The sequence below is a fragment of the Ideonella sp. P3_A4 genome (assembly GCF_056403075.1).
The window spans coordinates 1-12,113 of record NZ_JBFUGE010000157.1; the positions used below are offsets into that span (position 1 = coordinate 1).

The following is a 12,113-nucleotide window of genomic DNA, read 5'->3' on the forward strand; positions in this document are numbered from 1 at the left end:
AGCCTGAGCTGAGCGCCGCCGTGCGAGGCCGCAGCCTTGGCCTGGGTGCGCACATCAGCGACACCTGGCGCCTGGCCGACAGCACCCACCTCACCGCGACGCTGCGCTACAACGAGGCGCAGGTGGCCAACACGCTGACGCAGATCGACGAAGACACCGGCCAGCCCACGGCACAACCCGAAGAACGCTTTCGCTACCGCAGCTGGAACCCTGCGCTGGGTATCGCGCAACGGCTGGCGCCACGCACCACCGTCTTCGCCAACATGGCTCGCAACACCCGTGTGCCGACGGTGATCGAGCTGGGCTGCGCCGATCCCGAGCAAGCGTGCCGCCTGCCCGCTGGCTTGCAAGCCGACCCCTACCTGAAGCCCGTGCGATCGACCACGCTGGAGGCCGGCATGCGCTTAAGCCAAGACGCCGACAACGGCGGCTCGTTCACGCTCTACCGCACCGACAACCGCGACGACATCGTGTTCTCCAGCGTCAGCCTCAACGGCAACCTGGGCTACTTTCTCAACGTGGCCGGGACCCGCCATCAGGGCCTGGACGCTGAATGGCACGGCCACCAAGGTCCATGGACTTGGGCTGCCACCTACAGCCGCCTGGACGCCAGCTACCAATTCGCCGGTGCACTGCGTGAAGGCGATCGCAACGTGCGCATCACGCCCGGCACCCGCATCGCCGGCCTGCCGCGCCAGACGCTGAAACTGGCGCTGGACTGGCAAGGCTCACCCGGCTTCAACATCGGCGCCGACCTGCAAGCCGTCTCACGCCGCGTCACCGCCGGCAACGAAGACGGCCGACTGGCCGACGACAGCACACGGCACGTCGACGTTAGCCTGCCGGGCTACGCACTGCTGAACCTGCGCGCCAGCTGGAAATCCGCATCGGGGTGGGAATGGTTCGGCCGCATCGGCAATGTGTTCGACCACCGCGCCGCCAGCTACGGTGCCTTGGCCGAGACGCTGTTCGATGCGCGCGGCCAGTACACCGGCGAAGGCCGAGATGCGCTGTTCATCGGCCCAACCGCACCACGCAGCTTCAGCATCGGGTTCAGGATTCGAAGTTGAGGTTCCTTGTTGCCCTGGATGCCACCCAGCGGTCCAGGCAGGTGGCTCGGGGTGCGTTCAGAGAGCCTTCATTCGCGGTCGCCCCAACCGACCCAGCATGTTCCCGGTGCCAATCGAGAGGCCGCAGCAAGCGCAACCCGGTTCCCCGCGAGCAGGCCCGGCGAACGTGCCCCGAGTCGCCTGCCACGCGCAATCCTTGCCATGCAGAGCATTCAAATCTTTCGCCATGCAGCGCACCACCCACCCGCTGAGATCTGCTTGCGACCAAACATCGAGCACCCCGCCCAGGCATCGCCCGACTGGCCCTGCCAGAAACCGCAGTTGGCGCAATGCTGCTCAGGCGAATGCGTCGCAAACTTCTTGCCATCGACCTGCTTGGTGTCGTGCCGATAGCCGAGCGCCACCGCACCTTCATCAGCCTCGTCGACGCGCGCGGGTGCCGCCCTGGCGGCGTCACCTGTCAGTGCCGCACCGGCACAAGCAATGTGGATGACGGCACGGCGCCGGGTCAGTGGGTCGTTCATGAAAACCTCCGACAAAAAATGGGCGGCCACCTGCGGCCGCCCCTTGCACACGATGGGCCTACTTCGGCAGCTTGAAGACCCAGACCATGCCGCCCTGCTCGAGGTAGTTCACCTTCTTGGCGACGTCACCGCCCCACAGCGGCACCGCACCGCCCCAGCCCGACACCACGCCGATGTACTGCGCGCCGTTCTGTTCCCAGGTGACCGGGGGCGCGACCACGCCGGAGCCAGTCYGGAATTCCCAGACGACCTTGCCCGTCTTCGCATCGGCGGCCTTCAGGTAGCCCTCGGGCGTGCCCCAGAAAACGAGGTTGCCGCCGGTCGTCAACACACCGCCCCACAGCGGCGCGTTGTTCTTCACCTCCCAGACGATCTTGCCGGTCTTCGGGTCCATCGCTCGCAATGCGCCGATGTAGTCGTCGTTGATCGTGCGGATCGTGAAGCCCGCGCCCAGGTAGGCCGCGCCCTTCTTGTAGGCGATGGGCTCGTTCCAGATCTCCATGCCCCACTCGTTGGCCGGCACGTAGAAGAGCTTGGTGTCGGGCGAATAGGCCATCGGCATCTGGTTCTTGCCACCGAGGAACGACGGTGCAGAAAACACCGACGCGCCCTTCTTGCCGTCACCCGCCGTTGGGTCACCGGGGCGCCCCTCGGGGACGAAATCGGGCCGGCCCGTCTTCAGGTCGATGCCCGTGGCCCAGGTGATTTTCTTGACGAAAGGGAAGGCGTTCTCGAGGTGGCCCGAGTTCGCGTCGATCACGTAGAAGAAACCATTGCGGTCGGCCTTGCCGCCCAGGCGCTTGCCACCCTCGTCGTAGGTGACGAATTCGTTGACGCCATCGAAGTCCCAGCCATCGTTCGGCGTGCCCTGGTAGTGCCACTTGATCTGGCCGGTCTTCACGTCGATGGCCAGCGTCGAGCACGAGAACAGGTTGTCGCCCTTGCGCAGGTGGCTGTTCCACGGCGCCGGGTTGCCGGTGCCGAAGTAGGCCAGGCCGGTCTTCGCGTCGAAGGTGCCGCCCAGCCAGGTGGCAGCGCCACCGGTCTTCCACAGGTCACCCGGCCAGCTCTTGTTGGTCGTGCCCGAGATGCCGTTCTCGGTCTTGTTGCCGTTGGCGTCGTAGGCGTAGCCCATGTGGCCTTCAACGGTCGGGCGCGTCCACACGAGGCGGCCGGTCTTTGCGTCGCGTGCCTCCACCCGGCCGACGACACCGAACTCGCCGCCCGACACGCCGGTCAGGATCAAGCCATTGGCGATGATGGGCGCGGCGGTGTTCGAGTAGCCGGCCTGGTAGTCGTCGATCTTCTCTTTCCAGACCAGCTCGCCGCTGTCCTGGTTCAGCGCAACGAGCTGCGCATCGAGCGTGCTGAAGATCACCAGGTTGTCGTACAGCGCCGCGCCGCGGTTCACCACGTCGCAGCAGGGCATGATGCCCTCGGGCAAGCGGTGCTCGTACTTCCACAGCTTCTTGCCGGTGGCCGCGTCGAGCGCAAAGATGCGCGAGTACGACGCGGTGACGAACATCTTGCCGTTGTAGATCAGCGGCTGGCTCTCTTGCCCGCGTTGCTTCTCGCCGCCGAACGAGAACGCCCACACCGGCGTCAGCTTGGCGACGTTGGCGGTGTTCACCTGCTTCAGCGGCGAATAGCGTTGGCCGTCGGTGGACAGCCCCCAGGACAGCACGTTCTTGCCGGTCTTGGCATCGTTCTGGATCATCTGGTCGGACACCGCGGCGTTGGCGGCGGCGGACGCGCAGGCAAGCGCAGCCCATGAAATGGCGCGAAGGGCGGGAAGGCGCATGGTCGTTGTCTCCTGTTGCGACGAAGGGGTGCGCCCTGGCTGCGGCTGGGCAGCCGCCCGAGCGGCGCGCCTGGTCTTTGCGCAAAGTGCGTGCCACGCGGTGCCGCCACTCGCACAGCCGCAATTGCGGCGACACCGGCCGCGCTGCATGCGGGTCAACCCTGTTCTTGTTGCGTCGCCGCGGGCCACGGTGTGACAGCCTGGTGCAACTGCGCCGCGCCGCGCTGTAGCAACTCATCCGCAAACAGGATGACGCCGCGCCGTCGCCGGCATGGACAGCGGTGCCCGCCGTGGCGCATGCTGCGCGGTGGTGTGCAAGTCACGGCACCGGCCCCCACGGGCGCAAGGAGCGGCCATGAGCATCCAGATCGAATACACGCCGGCAGGCGACCTGCTCATTCGTTGCGGCAACGAGTCGATAGTGTGGGCACAGGCCACTGCGCCGCAAGCCACCGGCGCGGGTGGGTCGCCCGCGGCTGCGCCGGCCGTGCCCGCCGCGCCACCGGCACCCGCCACCACGGCCGACCCGCACGCGCCCACGCCACCGATCGCGCCGCCCCCCAAGCCGCCGAAGATCGGCTACCCGCCGCCGCTGCCCGGGGTGATGACCATCGTCTCCCGGCGCTCCGGCGGCCTCACGAACCGCTACCCCTGGTTCGCGGCCGACTGGCCCACGGATCCTGCGCTCGAGTTGCCGCTGGCCCAGTTGCAGAACACGACGCTGGCCAGCCTGCGGGCCCAGGTGCAGACGATGGTCGCCCGCGCCCCGGGGACTGGCAGCGGCCGCTGTCTGACCGTGACTGTGCTGCCTTCGCTGTTGCACACGCCGCTGGACATCAGCCAGCTGCAGCAACTGGCCGACGACCCGCAGCTGGGGCTGGAGGGGGTGCGGCTGCACTTCGGCCTGCAGGGCGACCCCGTCCGTCGCTGAGGTGCCGGCGCGATGGCCCTGCCCGACCCTTATGCCACCGCGAAGGGCAACCTGCGCGACAACGTCAAGGTCCTGCTGACGGCGATCGCCGGCGTGGCCAGCCTGCTGCTGGCTGGCACGCCCTTCGCGGGCTTTGGCGGCCTGCCGCCGGGCTGGCGCCTGCTCATCGCGGTGATCGGCCTGGTCGTCGCGGTCTGGCTGCTGGCGCACACGATGTGGCTGCTGCTGGAGACCTTGAAGCCCGAACTCGTGAGCTACCAGGTCTTGCGCGACGGCTTCGACGTCACGACCATCGCCGACGCCACCGAGCGCGCCGAAGTCGAGGACCTGCGCAAGGTCTTCGACGGCCAGCGCGGCGTGCTGTTGCCCGGCGGCCTGACCAGCCCCAACGTCGAGGCGTTGGAGGCCTACGTCAAGGCCCTGTCGGACGCCCTGCCCGCGTCACCGACCACTGCCGACCTGGTCGACTACGAGCGCTACTACAACGCATTGAACGGCATCAGCCACTGGGCTGCCTTCGTGCGTTTCCAGCGGCGCGTGGCCAGCGCGATGCGCAAGGCCTTTCGCACGGCGTTCGTGGCCATGGCCGGCGTGCTGATCTTCGCCTGGGCCGTCGGCGGCGGCGGTGCCAAGCCCGAGGCCGCCCCGTCGGTGGTGGTCAACGAAGTCAATCAGCCGGCCGGCCAGGGCGGCGGCCCTGCAGCCCCGGCCCACCCCAGCTTCGGTCCGGTCCACTTCGTCACCAACCGCGCCGAGTTGAACAACGACAGCCGTGCGCTCATCGCCCGCGCCCGCGACTACCTGAACGACCACCCCGGCACGGCCGTGCTGGTGCAGGCCTACACCGACACGCGCGGCACCGATCAGCACAACGCCAAGCTTGCCCAACGCCGCGCCACGGCGGTGGCCGATGAGTTGATCCGCCCCGGCGGCCTCGCCGCCAACCGGGTCTTCATGGCCGCCCTGGGGCCTAACGACCTGCCAGTGATGACCGAGCCGAAGAAGGACGAGCAGGAGAACCGCAGTGTCTGGCTGCAGGTGGTGGAGGTGCCGGTGCGCTGAGGTCGGTCAGCAGATGAACGGAATCAGGCCCGAGAACACGCCAACGACCAAGCCCACCAGCATGCCGATGACCAGGCCCAGCGCGATGGTCACGGTGAGGCCCACGCCACGCCGGAATGCGTTGATGGGCAGGTCGCCCGCAGCCGTCGGCATTGCAATATCGGCCTGTTCGCTCATGCCCCCGCCTTGCCCGACGCACGCCCGCTGACGCCGGCATCCAGCCGCTCGCGCAGGTCGTCGGCCTCCTGGCCGGCTTGGCGCACCGCGGCGATGATCGCGTCGGTCGTCAGGCCGGCGGGCCGTTGGGATTCGACCAACGCCCAGGTGCGCGCGGCGCGCCGGCCGCTGCGGCAATAGATCAGCACCGGGCCCGGCGGACTGGCGTCCAACGCCTTGCGCAGCGCCACGACCGCAGCCTCGGGGATCTCGCCGTGCGGCACCGGCACGTAATGGAAGCTCAGGCCGGCGGCCTTGGCGGCCACCGCGATCTCGCTCGACGGCGGCTGGTCCGGCGCCTCGCCATCGGGCCGCAGGTCGATCACCGTGGTGTAGCCGCGGCCGCGCAGCGGCGCCACGGCGGCCAGTGGCAACTGCGCCGCCAGGTCAAGGCTCGGTGCCAGATGCTTTGCCGGAGCTGCCGCCTCGGCCTTGACCGCCTCGACGTGGCGGTTCCACGCTGCGGTTGCCACCACGCCCGCGGCACCGAGCACGATGCTGATCAGGAACACCTTGCCCGTCGAGGGCCAGCGAACGGAAGAACTCATGCACGCGATTCTGGTGCCGCCGGCGCTGTCACGTCCAGCCTCTGGGCGTCAAGACGTCACGGCGCGAAGTCGTCGACCTGGATGACCCGGTCGGCCGCTTGCAGATAGGCCAGCGCAGCCGCGGGGTCGGTGGCGCCTGCAGCCGCCTGTTCGAGCGAACGGGTGCGGCGCAAGGCGTGGTTGAGCTTCTGCAGCTCGCTTGCCACCGGGCGCGACAGTTCGAGCGCCTGCATCAGGTCGTGCAAGCCGCCTTGCTGTGGCTCCGAGATGTCGGGGCACAGCCGCGCCACGACGGCCGGATCGTCGCGCAGCGAGTCCGCCAGTTCGAGAATCTGGCGGTCCTTGAGCGGCCGGCGTTGCCGCGTGCCATGCAGCAGCAACGGTGCGGCCAGCCGCAGTGCTCGCGAGGGCATGTTGGCAACCAACTCATGCAAGGTGTCGGCGCCACGGGCCAGCTGGACGCGGACCGCAGCGCGCGCCAGCGGGAGCATCTTCGGGTCCGCATCTGCCTCGTAGCGCCAGACGGCGCCGCTGGCCAGGTACAGGCACGACAGCACATCGCCCAGCCGCGCCGACAGCAGCTCAAGCCGCTTGAGCTTGCCGCCCAGCAGCCCCATCGCCAGGTCAGCCGTCAGCGCGAACACGGCCGACAGCCGGGCAATCATCGCGGCCTCGCGACGCAGCTCGGCCGGTGGCGTGCCGCGAATCGGCGCGCCGACCACGCTGCGCCACAGGTTGCGAAGCACATGACCGACATGGCCCAGCAAGGCCTGGCCGAGCGCCTGTTCGTCGTGGTCGGCCACGGCCTTCATCTCGGCCAGCACATAAGGGTGGCAGCGCACGGCCCCCTGGCCGAAGATGATCAACGAGCGCGTCAGCAGGTTCGCCCCTTCGACGGTGATCGCGATCGGCGCGTGGCGGTAGGCCACCCCCAGCAGATTCTTCGGGCCGCGGATGATGCCCTTGCCGCCGAGGACGTCCATGCCGTCGTTGACCGCCTGCCGGCCCCGCTCGGTGAGTTGGACCTTCAGGATGGCGCCGGCCAGGCTGGGCCGCTCGCCGGCGTCGAGCGCCGCCGCGGTGTAGCGGCGCGCCGCATCGCTGGCGTACAGGTCGACGGCCATGCGCAACGCGAGCGCTGCCACGGTGTGGAACTTCCCGATCGGCAGGCCGAACTGCTCGCGTATCTGGCCATAGCCGTTGGCGACGAACAGTGAGGCCTGCTGCATCGCAGCGCCCAGCGCGGGCAACGAGATGGATCGGCCGGTGGCCAGGCATTCCATCAACATGCGCCAGCCCTGCCCTACCCGCTGCTCGCCGCCAATCACCCAATCCATCGGCACGAACACGCGCTCGCCCCGGATGGGCCCGTTCATGAAGGCCGAGTTCATTGGCAGGTGGCGCCGGCCGATCGTCATGCCGGCCGTCGGCACAGGGATCAGCGCGCAGGTGATGCCCAGCTGCTGCTCGCCTTCCGGGCGCGTCGGGTCCACGGCCTGGAAAGCCAGGCCGACGACCGTGGCGACCGGCGCGAGCGTGATGTAGCGCTTGTCGAAAGTCACCTCGAAGCCGCGCACGCGCTGGCCGTCGACCTCGCGCTCGCAGAGCACGCCGGTATCGGGGATCGAAGCGGCGTCTGAGCCCGCATACGGCGACGTCAAGCCGAAACAAGGCAGTTCGCGCCCGTCGGCCAGGCGCGGCAGGAAGTGGGCTTTCTGGGCGTCGCTGCCGTAGTGCAGCAAGAGCTCGGCCGGGCCCAGCGAATTCGGCACCATCACCGTCACCGCGGTGGCGATGTTGGCCGTCGCTATGCGCGTGACGACTGTGGCGTGCGCGAAGTGGCCAAAGCCAAGCCCGCCGAACTCGGTCGGGATGATCATCCCGAAGAATTTCTTGTCGCGCAGGAACTGCCAGACCTCGGGCGGCAGGTCACGCGCCTCGTCGATCGCGAAGTCGTCGAGCATCGCTGTCAGGCTGCGCACCTCGTTGTCGAGGAACGCCTGCTCGGCCACGGTCAGGCGGTTGGGCCCACGGGAGCGCAGCGCGTCCCAATCCGGCCGACCAGCGAACAGGTCGCCCTCGAAGCCGACGCTGCCCGCCTCCAGCGCCGCGCGTTCGGTGTCGCCCATCGCCGGCAACGCCTTGGCAAAGGGGCCGAAGGCGGCGCGGCCGAGGAGTGACGAAAGACCCATGCAGTTTTTTTCAAAGTGCAATAAGGTCAGCCAGCAATCGTTGTGCCTATGCCACCGTTCGCCCCTCGCCCGGCTTCCGCGAAGCAGCGCAGGCGCATATATTGCCGCCCCAAGCTGAGGCTTCTTGACCGGTCGGTGCGCCGGGGAAAGCCCGGCTGCGCAGCAGCGCTGCGCTTGCTGCCCATCTGCTGACCCTTCCGCACCAAAGGAGGTCCGTGATGTACAACGCAACGCTGGTCCGTGGATACCCAGAATCCACGATCGAGGAAGAACCCATTCTTGGCCGCGTGCTCGCGCTGCCCGATGGTCGGATCCAGCCACTGGGCTGGTGGGACCGTTTGCGCTTGGCCCTTGGCCTGACGAACGCCCGCCAGCTCGAAGCGAAATACTTTCATTCGAGCGCGGGCAGCTGACGCCTGACGCGCGGGCCTGAAGAACGGGCCCGTCGCGCACGACATTTGCCCTTGGTTCCGCAGTGCCGGTGGCCTGCTCAGCCCGAGTCGGACCCACCGGCGCGGGAGGAACAAGACCCATGCGCATTGCCCAGGTGGCGCCGCTGTTTGAGAGCGTACCGCCCAAGCTCTATGGTGGAACCGAGCGGGTGGTTTCATACCTGACCGAAGCCTTGGTCGAGTTGGGGCATGAAGTCACCCTGTTCGCCAGCGGTGATTCCCAGACGACCGCACGCCTGATCCCCGGCTGGCCCAAGGCGCTTCGCCTGGATGGGCGCAGCGAATTTCATGTCGGGCCTCATCTGCTGGAACTGGAACAGGTGTTCCGACGGCGCAGCGAATTCGACATCGCCCATTTCCATACGGACCCGCTGCACTACCCCCTGGTCCGCCGTTACCCGCTGGCGCACCTGACCACGCTGCACGGCCGACTCGACCTGCCGGAGCTGGCCCCGCTGATGCAGGAGTATCGAGACATTCCGCTGGTATCCGTCTCGGCGGCGCAGCGCAAGCCGCTGCCGGGCTGCCGCTGGCAGGCCACGGTTCACCACGGCTTGCCGCGCCGCCTGTTCCACCTTCAAGAGGCCACCGACGGCTACCTCGCTTTCCTGGGCCGCATCTCGCCTGAGAAGCGGGTCGATCGAGCGATCGAGATCGCCACCCGACTGCAAATCCCTCTGCGCATCGCAGCCAAGGTCGACAACGCCGACAAGGTGTATTTTCGGGAACAGATCGAGCCGCTGCTGGACAACCCGCTGGTCGACTTCATCGGCGAGATCGATGAGGGCCAGAAGCAGGATTTCCTGGGCCGCGCCCAGGCCTTGTTGTTCCCGATCGACTGGCCCGAGCCCTTCGGCCTCGTGATGATCGAGGCGATGGCGTGCGGCACGCCGGTCGTGGCCTGGGGCTGCGGCTCGGTCCCTGAAGTGATCGAGCCAGGCCTGACGGGGTTCGTCGTCGACAGCCTGGAAGAGGCCGTGAAGGCAGTCGACGAGACCCGCCAACTCAGCCGACGGCTCTGCCGGCAGCGCTTCGAGCAGCGAYTCACCTCCGAAATCATGGCCCGCAACTACCTCTCCGTCTACGAACGCCTGGTGGACCAAAGCGCAGCGCGCAAGAAAGTCGAGGTCGGAGATGCATGAAGCCCAAGAACACGAGCAGGACCCCTACGTCGTCAGCTCGGCATCCGGCCGACTGGACTTGCGCACGCGGGTACTGAAACAGGGCGACAGCTTCGTGGTGCTGGACCGCTTCGGCGACGCCGAGGCTCGTGGCCCGACCGAATACGGCCTGTTCCACCAGGACACGCGGTTCCTGGCCCGCCTGGGCCTGCGGATGAGCGTGCTGGGCCAACCACCCCGACCGCTGATGTTGCTCAGCTCGGCCGTGACCGACGACAACGCGCTGCTCAGCGTGCACTTGACCAACCCCGGCATGGAAGACCTGGGCGTGCCCACGCTGCCGCAAGGTGCGCTGCACATCAGGCGCAGCCAGGTGCTCTGGCGCAGCGCCCTGTTCGACCGGGTCAAGCTGCACAACTACGGCGCGGAGCCGATCCGCTTCCGGCTGCACATCTTCTTCGACGCCGATTTCGCCGACATCTTCGAAGCCCGCGGCATGGCGCGCCAGCAGCGCGGCCGGCTGCTGGTGCCGGAAGTCGCGTCGAGCCATGTCCTGCTCGGCTACGAGGGCCTGGACGGGCGCCACCGCCGCACGCGCATCTCGTTCGATCCGCCGCCCTCGTCCATCCGCGCTGGCGAGGCCTGGCATGAAATCGAATTGCCGGGCCGCGGCGAGGCCACCTTGCAATGGACAGTGGGCTGCGAATCCACCGCCGGGAACGAGGCTGCCGCGGCGGCAGAGCGCGAGCCCTGCCCCCGGCCGCAATGGCACGACGAAGCACTGCTGCAGGCGAGTTCAGAAAGAGACAAGGCTCGCAACGCCGAGCCCAAGCTCTCGACCTCGAACGCCCAGTTCGACGAGTGGATGGCGCGCTCGCTGGCAGACCTGCACATGCTGGCGACGGCCACGCTGCGTGGTCGCTACCCGTACGCGGGCGTCCCATGGTTCAGTACGCCGTTCGGTCGCGACGGCATCATCACCGCGCTGCAAAGCCTGTGGTTTGCGCCCGACCTGGCCCGCGGCGTGCTCTGGTTCCTGGCGTCGACCCAGGCTGACCATGAGAGCGCCGAGCAGGACGCCCAGCCGGGCAAGATCCTGCACGAAACGCGCGGCGGCGAAATGGCCGCCATGGGCGAGGTGCCGTTCGGCCGCTACTACGGCTCCACCGATTCAACGCCGCTGTTCCTGATGCTCGCTGGCGCCTATTACGCGCGCACCGGCGACCTCGAAGCGATCCAGGCGCTGTGGCCGCATTGCGAGCGCGCGCTCCACTGGCTCGACCACTACGGCGACACCGATGGCGATGGTTTCGTCGAATACGCGCGGCAGACCGAGCGGGGCTTGTCCAACCAGGGTTGGAAGGACTCGTACGACTCGGTCTTTCACAGCGACGGCACGCTGGCAACGGCGCCGATCGCGCTGTGCGAAGTCCAGGGTTATGTCTACGACGCCAAACAATCGGCCGCCAAACTGGCGCGCGTGTTGGGGCTGGTCGAGCGTGCGCAGGCGCTGGAACGCCAGGCGCAAGACCTGCGCGAACGCTTCGAGCGCGCCTACTGGTGCGAGGACATCGGCACCTATGCCTTGGCGCTCGATGCGCGCAAGCAGCCGTGCCGCGTTCGCTCTTCGAATGCCGGGCAGTGCCTGTTCACCGGCATCGTCAGCGACGAGCGCGCCGAGCGTGTGGCCGAACACCTGATGTCCGAAGCGGGCTTCTCGGGTTGGGGCGTGCGAACGGTGAGCGCGCTGGAATCGCGCTACAACCCGATGTCGTACCACAACGGATCGGTGTGGCCGCACGATTGCTCGCTGGTGGCCGCGGGCCTGGGCCGCTACGGCTTGCGTGCGCAGGCCTCGCGGATCTTCGCCGGCCTGTTCGACGCGTCGATGTACTTCGACCTGCACCGGCTGCCTGAGCTCTTCTGCGGCTTCCCTCGCGTGTCGGGCGAGACACCGACGCTGTATCCGCAGGCCTGTTCACCACAGGCCTGGGCCGCCGCGGCGCCTCTGCTCTGCCTACAGGCCTGCCTGGGGTTGGAAGTGGACGGCGTGAACAACCGGGTCTGCTTCCACAACCCTGTCCTGCCGCCTTTCCTGGACCACCTGCACATCCGCGACCTGGTGGTGGGCAACAGCACGATGGACCTGGCCATCGCCCGCTATGCGCATGGCGTCGGGGTGCGGCTGACGCGGCG

Annotated in this window: 11 protein-coding genes; 6 read left to right on the forward strand and 5 right to left on the reverse strand. The window is 68.1% G+C overall.

Features of this window, described 5'->3' with window-relative positions; translation table 11 throughout:
• Nucleotides 1–1,070: TonB-dependent receptor domain-containing protein (locus AC1DYI_RS15475; protein ID WP_477205017.1), on the forward strand; the 1,070-nt coding region annotated here is incomplete at its 5' end.
• Between the two features lie 212 nt (nt 1,071–1,282).
• Here the strand turns inward: AC1DYI_RS15475 and AC1DYI_RS15480 are convergent.
• Nucleotides 1,283–1,594, reverse strand: a complete 312-nt coding sequence (locus AC1DYI_RS15480) for a high-potential iron-sulfur protein (protein WP_477205018.1) — start codon at nt 1,592–1,594, stop codon at nt 1,283–1,285.
• A 58-nt stretch (nt 1,595–1,652) separates the two neighbouring features.
• Nucleotides 1,653–3,395 carry a PQQ-dependent methanol/ethanol family dehydrogenase gene (locus AC1DYI_RS15485; RefSeq protein ID WP_477205019.1) on the reverse strand — a complete coding sequence of 581 codons (1,743 nt, stop codon included), beginning with the start codon at nt 3,393–3,395 and terminating at the stop codon, nt 1,653–1,655.
• A 355-nt stretch (nt 3,396–3,750) separates the two neighbouring features.
• Here AC1DYI_RS15485 and AC1DYI_RS15490 point away from each other — a divergent pair, with 355 nt between their 5' ends.
• Nucleotides 3,751–4,326, forward strand: a complete 576-nt coding sequence (locus AC1DYI_RS15490) for a hypothetical protein (protein WP_477205020.1) — start codon at nt 3,751–3,753, stop codon at nt 4,324–4,326.
• Nucleotides 4,327–4,338: 12 nt separating this feature from the next.
• Nucleotides 4,339–5,388: an OmpA family protein gene (locus tag AC1DYI_RS15495; protein WP_477205021.1), complete on the forward strand. Its 1,050-nt coding sequence runs from the start codon at nt 4,339–4,341 to the stop codon at nt 5,386–5,388.
• Between the two features lie 6 nt (nt 5,389–5,394).
• Here the strand turns inward: AC1DYI_RS15495 and AC1DYI_RS15500 are convergent, their stop codons facing one another.
• The 3 genes from AC1DYI_RS15500 to AC1DYI_RS15510 are packed head-to-tail and all read right to left on the reverse strand — an operon-like array spanning nt 5,395 to nt 8,344.
• Nucleotides 5,395–5,565, reverse strand: coding sequence for a hypothetical protein (locus AC1DYI_RS15500; RefSeq protein WP_477205022.1), 171 nt, complete (start codon nt 5,563–5,565; stop codon nt 5,395–5,397).
• Nucleotides 5,562–6,152, reverse strand: a complete 591-nt coding sequence (locus tag AC1DYI_RS15505) for a protein tyrosine phosphatase family protein (protein ID WP_477205023.1) — start codon at nt 6,150–6,152, stop codon at nt 5,562–5,564. The genes AC1DYI_RS15500 and AC1DYI_RS15505 overlap by 4 nt, the downstream gene beginning before the upstream one ends.
• Before the next feature lie 56 nt (nt 6,153–6,208).
• Nucleotides 6,209–8,344, reverse strand: coding sequence for an acyl-CoA dehydrogenase (locus AC1DYI_RS15510; protein ID WP_477205024.1), 2,136 nt, complete (start codon nt 8,342–8,344; stop codon nt 6,209–6,211).
• Nucleotides 8,345–8,562: 218 nt separating this feature from the next.
• On the opposite strand from AC1DYI_RS15510, the gene AC1DYI_RS15515 reads away from it, so the two are divergent.
• From AC1DYI_RS15515 to AC1DYI_RS15525, 3 genes are all read left to right on the forward strand, one after another.
• Complete coding sequence (locus AC1DYI_RS15515; protein ID WP_477205025.1) at nt 8,563–8,757, forward strand: hypothetical protein; 195 nt, start codon at nt 8,563–8,565, stop codon at nt 8,755–8,757.
• Nucleotides 8,758–8,876: 119 nt separating this feature from the next.
• On the forward strand, nt 8,877–9,938 hold the full coding sequence (locus AC1DYI_RS15520; RefSeq protein ID WP_477205026.1) for a glycosyltransferase family 4 protein: 1,062 nt from the start codon (nt 8,877–8,879) through the stop codon (nt 9,936–9,938).
• Nucleotides 9,931–12,113 (forward strand): amylo-alpha-1,6-glucosidase (locus AC1DYI_RS15525; RefSeq protein WP_477205027.1); only part of this gene is annotated, 2,183 nt, incomplete at its 3' end. The genes AC1DYI_RS15520 and AC1DYI_RS15525, both read left to right, overlap by 8 nt.